The sequence below is a fragment of the Pseudoroseomonas cervicalis genome (assembly GCF_030818485.1).
GTDB lineage: Bacteria > Pseudomonadota > Alphaproteobacteria > Acetobacterales > Acetobacteraceae > Pseudoroseomonas > Pseudoroseomonas cervicalis_A.
The window spans coordinates 719,020-736,312 of the sequence record NZ_JAUTAJ010000004.1 but is presented as its reverse complement, the minus strand read 5'-3'; the positions used below and the strand labels follow the sequence as shown (position 1 = coordinate 736,312).

Genomic DNA, 17,293 nt, shown 5'->3' with positions numbered 1-17,293 from the left:
TGCCCGCCATGAGCGAATCTCCCCTGCCCCACATCAAGAAACCGGAAGAGCTGCGCAGCCGCCGCTGGTTCGGCCCGGCCGATCTGCGCAGCTTCGGCCACCGCTCCCGCGCCATGCAGATGGGCTACGCGCCGGAGGAATGGACCGGCAAGCCGATCATCGCCATCCTCAACACCTGGTCCGACCTCAACCCCTGCCACGCGCATTTCAAGCAGCGCGTGGACGATGTGAAGCGCGGCGTGCTGCAGGCCGGCGGCTTCCCGGTGGAACTGCCGGCGATCTCGCTGGATGAGAGCTACCTGAAGCCCACCAGCATGCTCTACCGCAATTTGCTGGCGATCGAGGCGGAGGAGCTGATCCGCAGCCATCCGGTCGACGGCGTGGTGCTGATGGGCGGCTGCGACAAGACGACGCCCGGCCTGATGCTGGGCGCGACCAGCGCCAATGTGCCCGCCATCTACCTGCCGGCCGGCCCGATGCTGCGCGGCAACTGGGCGGGCAAGGTGCTCGGCTCCGGCTCGGATTCCTGGAAATACTGGGACGAGCTGCGCGCCGGCAAGATCACCGACAAGGACTGGCTCGGCGTCGAGCAGGGCATCGCCCGCAGCTATGGCACCTGCATGACCATGGGCACCGCCAGCACCATGACGGCGATCGCGGAAGCCGCCGGCATGTGCCTGCCCGGCGCCTCCTCGATCCCCGCCGCCGATGCCAACCATATCCGCATGGCCTCCGCCTGCGGCCGCCGCATCGTCGAGATGGTGTGGGAGGATCTGACGCCGCAGAAGATCCAGACGCGCGAGGCCTTCGAGAACGCCATCGCGGTCGCCATGGCGATGGGCTGCTCGACCAACGCCATCATCCACCTGATCGCCATGGCGCGCCGCGCCGGGCAGGAGATCGGGCTCGAGGATTTCGAGCGCTACAGCCGCAAGGTTCCCGTCATCGGCAATGTGCGCCCCTCGGGCAGCACCTATCTGATGGAGGATTTCTTCTATGCCGGCGGCATCTGCGCGCTGATGAACAACATCCGCGAGCATCTGCACCTGGACTGCCTGACGGTGACCGGCCGGACCATGGGCGAGAACATCGAGGGCGCCAAGGTCTACAATGACGACGTGATCCGCCCGCTCTCCAACCCGATCTATGGCGAGGGGTCGCTGGCGGTGCTGAAGGGCAATCTCGCCCCCTCGGGCTGCGTCATCAAGCCCGCCGCGATGGACCAGAAATTCCTCAAGCATTCCGGCCCGGCCGTGGTGTTCGACGACTACCCCTCGATGAAGAAAGCCGTGGAGGACGAGAATTATCCCTTCACCGCCGATTCCGTGCTGGTGCTGCGCAATGCGGGACCGCAGGGCGGTCCGGGCATGCCGGAATGGGGCATGCTGCCGATGCCCAAGAAGCTGCTGAAGGAAGGCCATCGCGACATGCTGCGCCTGTCGGATGCGCGCATGTCCGGCACCTCCTACGGCGCCTGCGTGCTGCATGTGGCGCCCGAGAGCTTCATCGGCGGGCCGCTCGCCTTGCTGCAGACCGGCGACATCGTCGAGGTCGATGTGCATGCGCGCAGCATCAACATGCTGGTCTCCGAGGAGGAGCTGGCGCGCCGCCGTGCCGCCTGGGTGCAGCCCGCGGCGCGGTATGAGCGCGGCTATGGCTACATGTTCACCAAGCATATCCGCCAGGCCGACGAGGGCTGCGACTTCGACTTCCTGCGCACCGATTTCGGCGCGCCGGTCCCCGAACCCGTGATCTACTGAGCGAAGGCGACACGCCATGGCCCTGAGCCCCGAGACCCGCGACAAGCTGAAGCAGGTCAGCACCGCCACGCTGGCCACCGCGCTGTTCAAGCGCGGCTTCCGTACCCAGATGATCCAGGGCGTGCAGCCGCTGCACCCCATGACCGAGAGCATGGTGGGCGAGGCCTTCACGCTGCGCTACATGCCGGCGCGCGAGGACCTCAACAAGCTCGACGTGTTCCGCGACCGCGGCCACCCGCAGCGCAAGGCGGTGGAGGAATGCCCGCCCGGCGCCGTGCTGGTGATGGACAGCCGCAAGGATGCGCGCGCCGCCTCCGCCGGCGGCATCCTGGTGACCCGGCTGCAGCAGCGCGGCGTCGCCGGTGTCGTCACCGATGGCGGCTTCCGCGACAGCGCGGAGATCGCGACGCTGGATATGCCGGCCTATCACAGCCGCCCCTCGGCGCCGACCAATCTGACGCTGCACCAGGCGATCGACATCAATGTGCCGATCGGCTGCGGCGACGCGCCGGTCTTCCCGGGCGATGTCATCGTGGGTGACAATGACGGCGTCATCGTCATCCCCGCGCATCTGGCGGACGAGATCGCCACCGAGGCGACCGAGATGACGGCCTTCGAGGATTTCGTCACCGAGAAGGTGCGCGGCGGCCAGAGCATCCTCGGCCTCTACCCGCCGACCGATGAGAGCAATCTCGAGCTCTTCGCCGCCTGGAGGAAGCAGAACGGGCGCTAGCGCGCCCCCTCCCCCCGACGTCCAAGGAGAAAACAACAATGAATCGTCGTCACCTGCTGCGGCTGGGCGGGCTCGCCGCGCCCGCCCTGCTGCTCGGCCGCCCGCTGCGCGCGGCCGAGGAATGGCCGGCCAAGCCCGTCACCATCATCGTGCCCTTCGCGCCGGGCGGCTCCTCCGACATCATCGGACGCGCCGTCGCGCAGCGCATGACCGAGGCGCTGGGCAAGCCCGTGGTGGTGGAGAACCGCCCCGGCGCGGCGGGCGAGATCGGCGCCCGGGCGCTGGCCCGCGCCACGCCGGATGGGCATCTGCTGATGGCCGCCCCCATCAGCACCTTCGCCATCAACAAGGCGCTGCGGCCCAATCTGGGCTATGATCCGGAGAAGGATTTCACCAACCTCACCCAGTCGGTCTCGACGCCGAATGTGCTGGTGGTCAATCCGCGCCAGGTGGCGGCGAACGACCTCGCCACGCTGGTGCCCTGGCTGAAGCGCAGCGGCGCGCAGGATTCCTATTCGACCAGCGGCGTCGGCTCCTCCGACCATCTGACGATGGAGCTGTTCAAGCAGCTGACCGGCACGAGCATGGCGCACATCCCCTATGCCGGCGGCGCGCCCGCGACCACCGATTTGATTGCCGGCAATGTGCAGCTCTCCTTCCAGAATCTCGGCTTCATCACGCCCTTCATCCGCGACAGGCAGGTGAAGCCGATCCTGGTGACCTCCGAGCAGCGCCACCCGCTGCTGCCCGAGGTGCCGACGGCGGCCGAGGCCGGGCTGCAGGATTTTGTCGTCTCCTCCTGGCAGGCCATGGCGGCGCCGCCGAAGATGGAGCAGCCGCTGCTGGGGCGCGTGCACGCCGCCATCGCAGCCGCGCTGCGCCACCCGGCGACGGTGGAGCAGATGGACCGCATCGGCTTCTCGGTCGTCGCCAGCACGCCGGAAGCCTTCCAGGAATTCCAGCGCCGCGAGATCGCGCGCTGGACCGAGGTGGTCCGGCGCGGCAACATCCAGCCGGCCTGAGGCCCAGCCCCGGGGGCCGTGGCCCCCGGGGCCCGCCGCCTCAGTCGAAGCTGAGGAAGTTCGGCATCTCGCGGATCGGCCGCGCCGCGCGCAGCTTCGCCAGATCCGGCACCGGGCGGGCCAGCGTCGCATCGCCCGCCACCGCCACCTCGATCGCCGCGGCCACCGCCACCACCAGCGCATCGCCGCCGCGGGGCCCCACGATCTGCAGGCCGAAGGGCAGCCCCGCCTTGTCGACGCCGAGCGGCAGCGAGATCGCCGGATGCCCCGGCACCGTCACCGCATAGGCCAGCGCCAGCCAGTGGAAATAGTTCTTGGTCGGCTTGCCGTCGATCTCGGCCGGATACAGCTCGGCCCAGGGGCGCGGCGAGAGGGTGATGGCCGGCGAGATGATGACGTCATAGCCGCGCTGGAAGAAATCCTGCCAGTTGCGGTAGATCTTCGTCTGCTGCACCGAGGCGCGGGCCACGTCATTGGCGCTGTAGCCGAGACCCTCCTCGACATTGGCGCGCACATTCGGGCCGACATCCTGCGGCCGCTTGCGCACCTTCTCCTCATGCGCGGCCAGGAAGTTCAGCGCGCGCAGGATGGCGAAGACCTCGTCGATGCCCTCGCAATCGGGCGTCGCCTCCTCGACCCGGCCGAAGAGCGGGGAGAGCGCCTGCACGCGGCTGGCGAAGACCTCGCGGATATGGTTCTCGGTCGGCGCGAAGCCGAAATCCGGCGTCGCGGCGACGCGCAGGCTGGAGAGATCGATCGCCTCGTCGAAGGCCATGCCGCGGCGGACATCGCGGTCCGGCAGGGTGTAGGCCAGCGGGTCGACGCCATGATCGGCCGCCATGACCGAGAGCATCAGCGCCAGGTCGCCGACATCGCGCGCCATCGGGCCCAGCACCGGCAGGTTCGACCAGCCCAGCAGGCGGCGCTCCGCCGGCACCATGCCGGGGCTCGGGCGGAAACCCACGATGCCGTTGAAGGCGGCCGGGTTGCGCAAGGACCCGCCGGTGTCCGAGCCCGAGGCCAGCGGCACCATGGAGCAGGCCAGCGCCACGCCCGAGCCGCCGGAGGAGCCGGCCGCCGAGCGCGTCGGATCGAAGGGGTTGCCGGTCGCGCCATAGACGGCGTTGCGGGTGTTGGCGCCGGCGCCGAATTCCGGCGTATTGGTCTTGCCGAGCACGATGCCGCCGGCGGCGCGCAGATCGGCCACCATGGTGGAATCCCGCGCCGGCACATGGTCCTTGAAGATCGGGCTGCCGAAGGTGGTGACCAGCCCCGCCGTCTCGTCCAGATCCTTGATGCCGAGCGGCAGCCCGTGCAGCGGCCCGAGCTTCTCGCCCTGCATCACCGCATGCTCGGCCTGCTTCGCCGCCCTGCGGGCGCCGGCCTCGTCCAGCGCGACCATGGCGTTCACCGCATGGTCGACCTCGCCGATGCGCTTCAGGCAGGAATCGAGCAGCTCGACGGGCGAGAGCTTCTTCTCGCCGATCAGGCGGCGCAGGGTGACGGCGGAGAGGTCGCAGGGCTCGGTCACGCGGCGGATTCCTTGCTGTGGCACACGGAAAGAAAGGCGCCGGGCGGGATCGCCGCCCGGCGCCGCATCGGGCTCAGTAGCCCAGCGCGCAGCCATCCTTGCGCGGATCGGAGCCGCCGACCAGCACCCCGCGCGCATGATCGATCAGGATCGCCTGGCCGCCGCCATGCGGCTTGTCGATCAGCTCGCAGACATGGCCCATGCGGTTCAGCTGGTCGACCACCGCCACCGGGATGCCGCGCTCGATCTGCAGCTTGCCCTGGTAGGGGAAGAGGCGCGGCAGATCGAGCGCGCTCTGCACGTCGAGGCCGAACTCGAAATGGTTGGTCAGGAACAGGGTCTGGCCCATGGGCTGGAAATGCCCGCCCATCACGCCGAAGGGCATGATGGCGCGGCCATCCTGCATGACCATGCCGGGGATGATGGTGTGCATCGGCCGCTTGTTGGGGGCGATGCAGTTCGGGTGCCCCTCCTCCAGCCGGAAGCCGAAGCCGCGATTGTGCAGCATCACGCCGCTCTTCTCGGCCAGGATGCCGGAGCCGAAGCTCTCGAAGAGCGAGTTGATGAAGGAGCAGGCATTGCCCTCGGCATCGACGACGCAGAGATAGACGGTGTCGCGGTGCTTCGGCAGCATCGCCGCCATGCCGGCCGGCGGCAGCTCGCGCATCGCCACATCGTCGCGGATCAGGCCGCGCAGCGCCTCGGTGTATTCATCCGAGGTCAGCTTCGCCACCGGCACCTCGACCTGGGACGGGTCGGCCAGGAAGCCGTCGCGGTCGCGATAGGCCAGGCGCGCCGCCTCGACATGGCGGTGCAGGCGGGTGGCGGAAAGCGGGCCGCCCTCCGGCGTCTCCATCCGGCCGAGCACGCCCAGCATCTGCAGCACCAGCAGGCCCGAGCCATTGGGCGGGCACTGGAAGATGTCGAGGCCCTTCCAGCGCGTCTGGATCGGCGTGACGAACTCGGCGACCTCGAGGCCGGCGGCGAAATCGGCCTCGGTATGGGTGCCGCCGGCGGCGCGCAGCGTCGCCACCATGTCGGCCGCGATCTCGCCCTCATAGAAGGCGCGGGCGCCCTTCTCGCCGATGGCGCGCAGCGTGCGGGCCAGCGCCGGCTGGGCAAACTTGTCGCCGATGGCGAAGGGCTTGCCATCCTTCAGGAAATGGCGCGAGGCCGCCTCGTTCTTCGCCAGCTTGCCGGCGGCCGCCTCCCAGTCGGAGGCGACGCGGGCATGCACCGGGTGGCCTTCCTCGGCCAGCTTGATAGCCGGCGCCAGGATCTGCGCCAGGGACAGCCTGCCATGCGCCTTGTTCAGCTTGTCCCAGGCGGAGACCGCGCCCGGCACCGTCACCGAATGGGCGGAGGTCGCCGACATGGCGGTCAGCCCATCGGCGCGCAGCTTCTCGGGCGTGGCACCGGCCGGCGCGCGGCCCGAGCCGTTCATGGCGACCACCTGGCCGGTGCCCGCCGGGGCATACAGGCAGAAATTGTCGCCGCCGATGCCGGTGGATTGCGGCTCGATCACCGCCAGCACGGCGGCGGCGGCGATGGCGGCGTCCATGGCGTTGCCGCCCTGGCGCAGGATGTCGATGGCGGCGAGCGAGGCCGCCGGCATGGAGGTGGCGGCCATGCCGTTCATGGCAAGGACGGGGCTGCGGCCGGGGGAGTGGAAGTCGCGCATGGGATTCTTTCGGACAGGTCTCAAACGGAACAGAAGCCGCCATCGATCAGCAGCGAGGCGCCGCTGATCATGGCGGAAGCGGGGGAGGCCAGAAAGACCACCGCGCCCATGATGTCCTCGACGCCCATCATGCGGCCGAGCGGCGTGCGGCGGAGATGGGCGGCGCGGAATTTCTCGTCGGACAGCAGGCCGGCGGTCAGCGGCGTCTCGACGAAGCCGGGGCAGATGGTGTTGACGCGGATGCCCTTCGGACCCAGCTCGGCGGCCATCGCCTTGCTCAGCCCTTCGATGCCGTGCTTGGTGGCGGTGTAGACGGTGCGGTTCAGCCCGCCGACATGCCCGTTCACCGAGGAGAGGTGGATGATGCTGCCGCCCCTGCCCGCCGCCACCATGCCCGCGGCCACCGCCTGGGCCACGGTGAAGGCGGCGCGCAGGTTCAGGTCGACCAGGGCGTCGAAGCTCGCATCCTTCACCTCGGTGAAGGGCTCGCGGATATTGGTCCCGGCATTGTTGACCAGGATGTCGAAGGGCCCCTCGCGCTCCACCAGGGCGCGCACCGCGGCGCGGTCGGTCACGTCCAGCGCATGGGCGGAGAGCTTCAGGCCGGGGCCGGCCGCGGCGATGGTGGCCTGCATCTCGTCGAGGGCGCGCGCGGTCATCACCACCTCGGCCCCGGCGGCGGCCAGCGCCAGGGCGGCGGCGCGGCCGATGCCGCGCGAGGCGCCGGTGACCAGCGCGCGCTGCCCGTCGCAGCGCAGGGAGGGGGTGGTCGGCAGGGCCTCGGCCATCGTGTTCGTTGCTCCCGGAGCGTTTCCCGCCCCGGACGCTGGCATGGGGGCGCCGCCACGGCAATCCGCCCTTCCGCCGGGGCCAGGGCTGCGCTATCGAACCGGAATGGAAGCCACCGCGACGATCGAAGATTTCGACCGCCTCGACATCCGCGTCGGCACCGTGGTCGATGCCCAGGTGCTGGAGGGGGCGCGCAAGCCCGCCTACAGGCTGGAGATCGATCTGGGGCCCGAGCTCGGCATCCGCCGCTCCTCCGCGCAGATCACGGTGCATTATACGCCGGACAAGCTGATCGGCCGGCAGGTGCTGTGCGTGGTGAACTTCCCGCCGCGCCGCATCGCCGGTTTCGAGAGCCAGGTCCTGACGCTGGGCCTGCCCGATGCCGAGGGGGCCGTGGTGCTGATCCGACCCGATTTCGCCGTCCCGAATGGCGGCAGGATGTTCTGAGAATGGCCTCGCGCTACTACACCGTCAGCTGGGACCAGCTTCACCGAGACAGCAAGGCGCTGGCCTGGCGGCTGGTGGAGCGCGGCCCCTGGAAGGGCATCGTCGCCATCACCCGTGGCGGGCTGATCCCGGCGGCGATCATCGCCCGCGAGCTGGATTGCCGGCTGATCGAGAGTGTCTCGATCATCACCTATGACGAGGAGAAGAAGGGCGAGCCGGTGGTGGCCAAGCCGCCGATCGCCGCCGGCGATGGCGATGGCTGGCTGGTGCTGGACGATCTGGTCGACACCGGCACCACGGCCAAGGTGGTGCGCGGCATGCTGCCCAAGGCGCATTTCGCCACTGTCTATGCCAAGCCCGCCGGCAAGCCGCTGGTGGACACGTTCGTCACCGAGGTGAGCCAGGACACCTGGATCCTGTTCCCCTGGGACACCGAGCCGCAATTCGTGGCCCCCATCGCCCGCACCGCCGCCGCCAAGTAACTGAAAGAAAAAAGAAGGGGTCCAGGGGAATTCATTCCCCTGGCCTTTTTTATTGTCTCAGTACCCGCGCTCGGCGGTCACTTGCGTCGGCAGGGCTTCGCCCTTCCGCCAGGCGCGGAGGTTGTCGAAGAAGATGTCCAGGCTGCGGTCATTGTAGGTCCCCGGATCGTCGGAGGACATGTGCGGCGTGACGAACAGCCCCGGCGTCCGCCACAGGCGGGAGTCGGCGGGCAGCGGTTCCGGCACGGTGACGTCGGTGACGCCGCCGGCGAGATGGCCGCTCTCCAGCAGATCGCAGACCGCGTCCTGGTCCCAGAGCGGACCCCGCCCGATATTCACCACCTTCGCCCCCTTCGGCAGCAGGGAGAGCCGGCGGCGGTCGAACAGCCCCTGGGTCTGCGGCGTCAGCGGGCAGGCGAGGACGAGGAATTCGGCGCGCGGCAGCACGCGGTCGATATCGGCTTGCGCTACCACCTCGTCGCACGACTCGTGCGGGGCGGCGCTGTTGCGCACGCCGATGACCTTCATGCCGAACTGCTTCGCCCGCGCCGCCACGCCGCCGCCGAGCGAGCCCAGCCCCACGATGCAGACGCTGCGCCCGGCCAGGACCGAGCCGAAGCGCGGCGCCCAGCGCCCTTCCCGCGCGTCATGGGCGAAGGCGGGGATGTGGTTGGCCAGCATCAGCAGCGCCATGATGCCGAATTCGCCGGCCTTGGCGGCATGGGTGCCGCGGTTGTTCAGCAGCGCGACGCCGGGGGGCAGGAAGTCGAAGGGCGCCAGCTTGTCGAGGCCGGCGGAGGTGCAGAAGATCAGCTTCAGCTTCGGCGCCAGCCCCGGCAGGGCGCCTTTCGGGAAGCGCTGATGCACCACCCGGGTCCAGGTGACGATGGCCTCGGCCTCCGCCATGCCGCGGGCAAAGCCTTCATCGTCGCTGGCGAAGCTGACCTCGAGATCCGCCATGTCGGGGGAGCGGGCGATGGCGGAATGCCATTGCTGCTCGGTGATGGGGAAGACCGTCTCGTCGGCCGGATTCTGGACATGGATGCGCATGGGGCGGAGGGTCGCAGGGCTGGCGCCCGCGTCAAGACACCGCTTCAGCCCGGCGCGGCCCGCGGGCCCGCCCCCTTCCCCACCGCCGCCAAAGCGCCGACAAAAGAACCCGACGAGACAGGGAGAGTGCCATGAGCCAGGCCGTTGCCGAACAGCTGCTGTCGCAGAAGGATGCCATCCTGGAGCGGCTGATGGCCCTGCTGCGCCTGCCCAGCGTCAGCACCGACCCGGCCTATGCCGAGGGCATGCGGGCGACGCGGGACTTCCTGCTGCGGCGGCTGGAGGAACTCGGGCTGCAGCAGGTGCAACTGCTGGAGGGCGGCGGCCAGCCGGCGGTCTATGGCGAATGGCTGGGCGCGCCGGGCAGGCCCACCATCCTGGTCTATGGCCATTACGACGTGCAGCCGCCCGACCCGCTGGAGCAATGGGTGACCCCGCCCTTCGAGCCCAGCATCCGCGATGGCCGGCTCTATGCGCGCGGCGCCTCCGATGTGAAGGGCTCGACCCTGATCGCGGTGGAGACCGTGGGCGCTTTCCTGGCGTCGCCGGGCGGCTGCCCGGTGAACATCAAGTTCTTCCTGGAGGGCGAGGAGGAGACCGGCAGCCCCAGCCTGCGCCCGCTGCTGGCCAAGTACCGCGCCCTGCTGGCGGCGGATGCCGTGCTCTCGGCCGATGGCGGGCGGGCCAGCACCACCATCCCGACGCTGAACACCGGCGCGCGCGGGTTGTGCAAGCTGGAGGTGACGCTGCGCTCCGCCGCCAAGGACATGCATTCCGGCCGCTATGGCGGCGCCGTGCGCAACGCGCTGCACGAGCTGGCGCGGCTGGTGACCTCGCTGCATGACGAGCAGGGGCGCGTGCAGGTGGAGGGCTTCGACAGCGACGCCACGCCGCTCACCAACCGCGACCGCGCCGATGCGGCGGAGCTCGCCGCCGACGAGGCCGAGTTCTATGCCAGCGCCGGCGCCCTGCCGCATGGCGACCCGGCCTATTCGGTGCGGGAGCGGCTGACGCTGCGGCCCACCATCGACGTCAACGGGATGTGGGGCGGCTATACCGGTGCCGGCAGCAAGACCGTGATCCCCGCCATCGCCCAGGCCAAGATCACCGCCCGGCTGGTGCCGGGGCAGGATCCGGACCGCGCCCGGGCCCGCATCGTCGAGCATCTGCAGGCCCGCGTCCCGGCGGGCGTGGTGCTGGAGGTCAGCCCGCCCGGCGGCGGCTCCCCCGCCTCCACTTTGGCGGAGGGCCACCCGCTGCTGGTCGCGGCGGAGGCGGTGGTGCGGGAGACGATGGGCCGCGCCCCGGCCCGTGCCCGCATCGGCGGCACGCTGCCGATCACCGGCATCTTCCAGGAGGAGCTGGGCATCGACACGCTGATGTTCGGCTTCGCCATGCCGGATGAGGATGTGCACGCGCCGAACGAGTTCTTCCGCCTCTCCTCGCTGGAGGACGGGCTGCGCGCCTGGCCGCTGCTGCTCTCCCGCCTGGGGCAGGAGGAGGCGTCGCGTTACGCGCCCTGGAAGCGCCCCGTCATGGCTTGACGCGGGCGTTTCGCCGCGCCCATCATGGCGGCGATGAAGACGACCGCGCCCGCCCCGCGCCTGTATTACCGCCGCTCGACATAACGCGGCGCGGTCGAAGCCTGTCTGTTCGAACGATGCCGCCCTGGGGCGGCATTTTTGTTGGAATGGCCCTCCCGGCGGCGGTGTAAGCCCCGAGGGTCACCATGTCGCTTCCCGCCTTCCCTGCCGCCGCCCCCCGCATGGGGCTGATCGGCCTTGGCGCCTTCGGGGCCTTCTGCCGGCCGCATCTGGAGAAGCTCGGCCCGGTGCTGGGGCACGACCCGGCGCAGCCCGGCAGCGCGTCCCTGGCCGAGGCCGCCCGCCAACCCGTGGTCATCCTGGCCGTGCCGGTGGCGCGCCTGGCCGAGGTGGCGCGCGCCATCGCCCCGCATCTGCGCCCCGGCGCGCTGGTGGTCGAGGTCTGCTCGATCAAGACCCGGCCGCTCGCCCTGCTGCGGGAGGCTTTGCCGCCGCATGTCGAGCTGCTGGGCACCCACCCGCTGTTCGGGCCGCAAAGCGGGCGCGACGGGATCGAAGGACTGCGGCTGGTCGCCTGCCCCGGCGGCGGGGCGCGGGCACGGCTGGCGCTGCGGATGCTGCGGCGCCTCGGCCTTCAGCTGGTGACCATGACGCCGGAGGAGCATGACCGGCAGATGGCCTGGGTGCAGGGGCTGACGCATCTGGTGGCGCGTCTGGTCTCCGGGCTGGAGATGCCCGACCTGCCCCACACCACGCCGAGCTTCGAGCTGCTGATGCGCGCCACCGGCCAGGTGTCACAGGATTCCGAGGCGCTGTTCCGCACCATCACCGAGGACAACCCCTATGTGGCGGAGGTGAAGGCGCAGCTGCTGGCGCGGGCGGGGGCGCTGCTGGCATCCGATGTGAAATTAGCAGCATAAGAATCTTCTTTTTCTGAAGAAAAAGAAGCAAAAAGACTTTATCAGTTTGGCGTCCCGCCTATGGCCATAAGCGGGACGCCAACTGACAAAAATTTTTTGGTTCTTTTTTACAAAAAAGAACCCTTAATTGCTGTTCTTCTTCCGCGCACCATTCTTGTGCAGCAGGAACTCGCGCCCCAGCTTCACCCGCGCCACACCGTCATAGGAGACGATATCGGCGGTGGCGTAGGTCTCGCTCCAGGTGTTGGGGATGAAGCTGCCGGTGCCGACGACATCGACCGGCGCGCGCGCCTCGTTCATCACCCGGCACTTGGTCACCCCGAAGCCCGAGGACGCCACGATGCGCACCTTGGGGAAGCCGGCCTGGTCCAGCGCCTCGCGCATGCGCCAGATGGCGGCGGCGGAGACGCCGGTGCCCACCAGGTGGCGCAGCTCGGTGTCGGAGCGGTAGCGGCGGATGGCGCCGGGCGCCTGGCGCTCGAGCACCGCATAGGATTCCGCCGGGTCCAGCCCCTCCAGGAAGCGGCCGCCATGGGTGTCGAGGCGGACGGAAAGCCGCCCCTCGCCCGCCAACTCCGGGAAGCGCTGGCACAGCGCCAGCGTGTCCGTCACCTCGCGGCCGAAATAATCGACCAGCACGGTCAGCGGCTCGTCCGGGAAGGCATCGTGGAACATCTCGGCGGCGCGCACGGTGCTGCGGGCATAGCCGATCAGGGCGTGCGGCATGGTGCCATAGCCGCGCGCATTGCCGAACCAATGCGCCGTCAGGTCGTTGGCATTGCCGATGAAGCCGCGCGCGCCCTCGCGCTGGGCGGCGGCGCTGCCGACGGCGGCGGCATAAGCCATCATCTCCTGCATCTCGGCGCCGGCGCAGTGCCGCGCCTCCATGGCCAGGAAGGCCGCCTGGGGCAGTTCCAGGCACATCTGGTAGGCATTGTGCGCGGCGACGCAGGCCGGGCCCAGCTTCTGCAGATAGATGGTCTCGAGATCGGAGAGATGGGTGAAGGAGCCGGTCAGGTAGATCAGCGGATCGCCCGCGCCCACCCATTCGCCTTCCTTGTGCATCAGCTCGATCTCGAAGCGTGTGCCGCGCTCGGCGGCGACGCGCTCCAGCCAGTCGATCATCAGCCGCGGCGCGCTGACCACGGGGCGGCGGAGGAACACCGCATAGGTCACCGCGGCATCGCCGAAGCGCTGCACGATGGCCTTGGTGCGGTTGAAATAGGCGTCGGTCTGGCGGGCGATGGCCTCATCGCCCACCGGACCGCCCGACGGGCCATGGGCCGGCCCGCGGGAGGGGCCGCCCGGCGGCGGCAGCCCGTCGGTCATTGCGCGGCGATCAGCGGCAGCACCGCCCCCTCGGGCCGCCGCGCCTTCAGCTCCTCGGCGACCAGGAAGGCCAGCTCCAGCGCCTGCTCGGCATTCAGCCGGGGGTCGCAGAAGGTGGCGTAGTTGGCGGAGAGATCGGCCTCCGACAGCTTGTGCGCGCCGCCGATGCATTCGGTGACGTCGCTGCCCGTCATCTCGACATGCACGCCGCCGGCCCAGGTGCCCTCCGCCTGGTGCGTGTCGAAGAAGCCGCGCAGCTCGGACAGGATGGCGTCGAAGGAGCGGGTCTTGTAGCTGCCGGCGGTGTGGGTGTTGCCGTGCATCGGGTCGCAGATCCACACCACCTCGCGGCCTGCGCGCTTCACGGCGCGCAGCAGCGGCGGCAGCTTGTCGGCCACCTTGGAGGCCCCCATGCGGCTGATCAGGGTCAGCCGGCCCGGGATGTTCTCCGGGTTCAGGATCTCTGTGAGCTTCACCAGCTCGTCGGGATCGGTGGTCGGGCCGACCTTGAGGCCGAGCGGGTTCTTCACCCCGCGCAGGAACTCGACATGCGCGCCCTCCGGCTGGCGGGTGCGGTCACCGATCCACAGGAAATGGGCCGAGCAGGCATACCAGTCGCCGGTGGTGCTATCGACGCGGGTCAGCGCCTCCTCATAGGGAAGCAGCAGTGCCTCATGGCTGGTGTAGAACTCGGTCTCGCGCACCTGGGGGGCGTTCGACATGCCGCAGGCGGCCATGAAGCGCAGCGTCTCGTCGATGCGCGCGGCCAGGTCGCGATAGCGGTCGACCAGCGGCGAGCGGGCGACGAAGCCCAGATTCCAGCGATGCACCTCGTGCAGATCGGCATAGCCGCCGGTGGCGAAGGCGCGCAGCAGGTTCAGCGTGCCGGCCGACTGCATATAGGCGAATTCCATCCGCGCCGGATCGGGCACCCGGGCCTCGGGGGTGAATTCGGGGCCGTTGATGATGTCGCCGCGATAGGAGGGCAGCGTGACGCCATCCTGCGTCTCGGTGTCCGAGGAGCGCGGCTTGGCGAACTGCCCGGCCATGCGGCCGAGCTTCACCACCGGCAGCGAGCCGCCGAAGGTCAGCACCACCGCCATCTGCAGCAGCACCCGGAAGGTGTCGCGGATCGGGTTCGCCTGGAAATCGGCGAAGCTCTCGGCGCAATCGCCGCCCTGCAGCACGAAGGCCCGCCCCTGCCCGGCCTGGGCCAGGGACTGCTGCAGCCTGCGGGCCTCACCTGCAAAAACCAGCGGGGGAAAGCTCGCGAGCCGGGATTCCATAGCGTTCAACCTGGCCTGGTCCGGATAATCCGGCACCTGCCGGATCGGCATTTCGCGCCAGCTTCCGGGCTGCCACCCGCGCACCGTCATGACACTCAGCGTCCTCAAAAGTCATTCTTGGCCGGTCAGGATAGACCGAGGTCAGGGTGCAGGGCTACCGCCGATCCGCCCGCCCGCCGCAGGGAAGCCCTGCGCCCATCCCGACCCTGGCCGGGTTGCGGCGGGAGGGCGGCGTTCCATACGGCCAAGGCCGGGCTGCTCAGCCGGGCAGCAGCCGGCTGGCGCCATGCTCCACCACCAGCGCGCCGCGATCCTCCCGCGCCGCGCCGGGGCGCGTCACCTCGGCCAGGGCGCGGAAGCGGGCGGTCATGCGGTCGGGCCCCAACTCGTGCAGCGTGTAGCCGCGGCGGTTGTTGAAGAAGGCCAGATGCGGGTTCTGCGCCATCACCCGGGGCGTGGAGGACAGCTGCTCCGACCCGTCGCCGCCCGAGCTGATCGAGGTGGCGGTGAATTCGCAGCCCAGGGCCGGCCCCTCCGGCCCCGCCGCGTCGCGATGCAGCGTGCCGGCCCAGGCGGCGTGCACATCGCCCGAGACGGCGAGCAGGCCGGGCAGCCGCACCGCCTCGACATGGGCCAGCAGCCGCTCCCGCGCCGCCGGGTAGCCATCCCATTTGTCCATCGCCCAGCGCGGCGCGCCGGGGCCGCCGAAATCGCGCCGCAGGATCGGCACCTGATGCGCCAGCAGCTGCCAGCGGGCGCGGCCCGGGCGCAGCCGGTCGAGCAGCCAGGCCTCCTGCGCCGGGTCCATCATGCGGGCGGCGGGGTCGGCCCAGCCCTCGCAGGGGGCGGCGGTGGTGTCGCCGCAGGGCTGGTCGGTGCGGCCGCTACGGGTGTCGAGCACCGCCACCTCCAGCAGCCCGCCGAAGCGCAAGCCCCGCCAGGCCTGGATCGCCGGGCCGCGCGGCAGCTGGGCCCGGCGCAGCGGCATATGCTCGTACCAGGCCTGGAAGGCGGCCTGCTTGCGCAGGGCGAAGATCTCCGGCGGCACGCCAGGGCGATCGGGGCGGCTGCCATCCTCCTCGGAGAACTCCCCGGCCCAGTTGTTGTCGACCTCATGATCGTCGAAGGAATGCAGGAAGGGATGCGCCGCCTGCGCCGCCGCCAGGTCGGGGTCCAGCTTGTAGAGGGCGTAGCGCGCCCGGTACTCGTCCAGGCTGTAGGTCTCGGCGCCGTTGTGCCGGCGCGGCTGGCCGCCGCGCGCGCCGCCCTCATAGATGTAGTCGCCATAGTGGAAGACGAAGTCGAGCGCCTCCTCCTCCGCCACATGGCGCCAGGCGGTGAAATGGCCCTGCTCGTAATTCTGGCAGCCGGCATTGACGAAGCGCAGCGCCGCCGGCGCGGCATCGGCGGCCGGCGCGGTGCGGGTGCGGCCGATGCGCGACAGCGCCTCGCCGGCCTGGAAACGGTACCAGTAGGGGCGGCCCGGGCGCAGGCCGGACAGCTCGACATGCACGGCATGGCCCAGCTCCGGCCGCGCCAGCGCCTCGCCCTGCTGCACCACGCGGCGCATCGCCGCATCCTCGGCCACCGCCCAGCGCACCGGCACGGCGCGCTTCGGCATGCCGCCGCCCGGCGCCAGCGGCTCCGGCGCCAGCCGGGTCCACAGCACCACCCCATCCGGCCAGGGATCGCCGGAGGCAATGCCAAGCGCGAAGGGATCGGCGTCGAAGCGCGGCTGCGCCCAGGCCTGCCGCGCGGCGGAGGGCTGCAGCGCCGCCAGCGCCGCCAGGCCAAGCCCGCCGCGCAGCGCGCCGCGGCGGGACAGCGCCAGGATGTGGCGGGCGGTGCTGTCCATCGGGCTCCTCCTGGCAGGTCCGCGCCCGGGTCTAGCATGCCCGCATGACAGCAGCGTGTCGGCCGGCTGAAGCCCGCGTCAGGCCGCGGGCTTCAGCCGCCGGGGATCACAGCAGCAGCGGCAGCAGGCTGGCCGCCATCAGCAGGCCCAGCGCGGCATTGGCCAGGCGCCAGGCGCGCGGTGTCGCCAGCCGGCGCCCCGCCCCGGCGCCCAGCGCCGCCCAGACCGCCAGGCAGGGGAAGGAGACCAGGCCGAAGACCAGCACCACCGCCAGCCCGCCCTGCAGCGGCGCGCCGGGCCGGGCGAAGCTGGCCAGCGCCGCCAGCGCCACCAGCCAGGCCTTGGGGTTGACCCATTGCAGCGCCGCCGCCGCCCAGAAGCCCGGCAGGCGGCGCGGCGCGGCGGCGGGGTCGGGCGGCGGCGCGGTGCCGATGCGCCAGGCCAGCCAGAGCAGCCAGGCCCCGCCCAGCCAGCGCAGCGCCCCCTGCAGCCAGGGCAGCGCCGCCAGCGGCGCGGCCAGGCCCAGCGCGGCCAGCGCCAGCAGCAGGGCGAAGCCCACCGAGACCCCGAGCATGGCCGGCAGCGCCCGGGCCCAGCCGCCCTGGGCGCCGATCGCGGCGATCATCAGCGTGTTCGGCCCCGGCGTGACCGAGGCGGCGATGGCGAATCCCAGCAGGGCGGGCAGCATATCCATGGCGGCAACAGAGCAGCTCGCGCTATTTAGGTCAATGTCACTGACCATTTCGGCCGCGGCGCGGCCCGCTTTTGCCCCCGCAGCACGGCCGATGCATTGGCGCGCGACTGGGCCTATACCTGCGGGGGTCACCACTAGCCCGGGATTCCCGCGCATGCATGCCCGCGCCC

At 70.6% G+C, this 17,293-nt stretch carries 15 protein-coding genes; 7 read left to right on the top strand and 8 right to left on the bottom strand.

Translation table 11 applies throughout. The annotated features are described in order from the left end of the window. Positions 1-8 precede the first annotated feature (8 nt). From araD to QE401_RS07305, 3 genes are read left to right on the top strand one after another with little or no spacing between them, the layout of a single operon-like run. Positions 9-1,760, top strand: a complete 1,752-nt coding sequence (gene araD / locus QE401_RS07315; protein WP_307137585.1) for an L-arabinonate dehydratase — start codon at positions 9-11, stop codon at positions 1,758-1,760. Positions 1,761-1,776: 16 nt separating this feature from the next. Further along, positions 1,777-2,493, top strand: coding sequence for a ribonuclease activity regulator RraA (locus QE401_RS07310; protein ID WP_307137584.1), 717 nt, complete (start codon positions 1,777-1,779; stop codon positions 2,491-2,493). 38 nt (positions 2,494-2,531) lie between these two features. Next, entirely contained in the window at positions 2,532-3,515 is a 984-nt protein-coding gene (locus QE401_RS07305; RefSeq protein WP_307137583.1) for a Bug family tripartite tricarboxylate transporter substrate binding protein, read from the top strand. Between the two features lie 40 nt (positions 3,516-3,555). Here QE401_RS07305 and QE401_RS07300 read toward each other — a convergent pair whose 3' ends face one another. From QE401_RS07300 to QE401_RS07290, 3 genes are all read right to left on the bottom strand, one after another. Then, positions 3,556-5,046, bottom strand: coding sequence for an amidase (locus QE401_RS07300; protein ID WP_307137582.1), 1,491 nt, complete (start codon positions 5,044-5,046; stop codon positions 3,556-3,558). A gap of 73 nt (positions 5,047-5,119) precedes the next feature. Further along, the gene (gene ggt, locus QE401_RS07295; RefSeq protein ID WP_307137581.1) at positions 5,120-6,727 is read right to left on the bottom strand and encodes a gamma-glutamyltransferase; all 1,608 of its coding nucleotides are present in this window, start codon (positions 6,725-6,727) and stop codon (positions 5,120-5,122) included. A 20-nt stretch (positions 6,728-6,747) separates the two neighbouring features. After that, on the bottom strand, positions 6,748-7,515 hold the full coding sequence (locus tag QE401_RS07290; RefSeq protein WP_307137580.1) for an SDR family NAD(P)-dependent oxidoreductase: 768 nt from the start codon (positions 7,513-7,515) through the stop codon (positions 6,748-6,750). A gap of 106 nt (positions 7,516-7,621) precedes the next feature. Here QE401_RS07290 and QE401_RS07285 point away from each other — a divergent pair, with 106 nt between their 5' ends. Together QE401_RS07285 and gpt are read left to right on the top strand one after the other, a co-directional pair. Beyond that, a complete protein-coding gene (locus tag QE401_RS07285; protein WP_307137579.1) occupies positions 7,622-7,963 on the top strand; it encodes a tRNA-binding protein in 342 nt (113 codons plus the stop codon). Positions 7,964-7,965: 2 nt separating this feature from the next. Beyond that, complete coding sequence (gene gpt / locus QE401_RS07280; RefSeq protein ID WP_271135343.1) at positions 7,966-8,445, top strand: xanthine phosphoribosyltransferase; 480 nt, start codon at positions 7,966-7,968, stop codon at positions 8,443-8,445. Between the two features lie 57 nt (positions 8,446-8,502). Here the strand turns inward: gpt and QE401_RS07275 are convergent, their stop codons facing one another. Then, entirely contained in the window at positions 8,503-9,495 is a 993-nt protein-coding gene (locus QE401_RS07275; RefSeq protein ID WP_307137578.1) for a D-2-hydroxyacid dehydrogenase, read from the bottom strand. Between the two features lie 131 nt (positions 9,496-9,626). Here QE401_RS07275 and QE401_RS07270 point away from each other — a divergent pair, with 131 nt between their 5' ends. Further along, positions 9,627-11,039 (top strand): dipeptidase, encoded by a 1,413-nt coding sequence (locus QE401_RS07270; RefSeq protein ID WP_307137577.1) that lies wholly within the window; start codon positions 9,627-9,629, stop codon positions 11,037-11,039. Between the two features lie 185 nt (positions 11,040-11,224). Further along, positions 11,225-11,959, top strand: coding sequence for a prephenate dehydrogenase/arogenate dehydrogenase family protein (locus QE401_RS07265; protein ID WP_307137576.1), 735 nt, complete (start codon positions 11,225-11,227; stop codon positions 11,957-11,959). Between the two features lie 123 nt (positions 11,960-12,082). Here QE401_RS07265 and QE401_RS07260 read toward each other — a convergent pair whose 3' ends face one another. The 4 genes from QE401_RS07260 to QE401_RS07245 all read right to left on the bottom strand — a co-directional run bounded on the left by QE401_RS07260 (position 12,083) and on the right by QE401_RS07245 (position 17,123). Then, positions 12,083-13,288 (bottom strand): beta/alpha barrel domain-containing protein, encoded by a 1,206-nt coding sequence (locus QE401_RS07260; RefSeq protein WP_307137575.1) that lies wholly within the window; start codon positions 13,286-13,288, stop codon positions 12,083-12,085. Next, entirely contained in the window at positions 13,285-14,664 is a 1,380-nt protein-coding gene (locus QE401_RS07255) for a class II 3-deoxy-7-phosphoheptulonate synthase (RefSeq protein ID WP_307137574.1), read from the bottom strand. Before QE401_RS07255 ends, QE401_RS07260 begins: the two co-directional genes overlap by 4 nt. A 169-nt stretch (positions 14,665-14,833) precedes the next feature. Beyond that, positions 14,834-16,429, bottom strand: coding sequence for an alkaline phosphatase D family protein (locus QE401_RS07250; protein ID WP_307137573.1), 1,596 nt, complete (start codon positions 16,427-16,429; stop codon positions 14,834-14,836). 106 nt (positions 16,430-16,535) lie between these two features. Further along, complete coding sequence (locus tag QE401_RS07245; RefSeq protein WP_307137572.1) at positions 16,536-17,123, bottom strand: LysE family translocator; 588 nt, start codon at positions 17,121-17,123, stop codon at positions 16,536-16,538. Positions 17,124-17,293 lie beyond the last annotated feature (170 nt).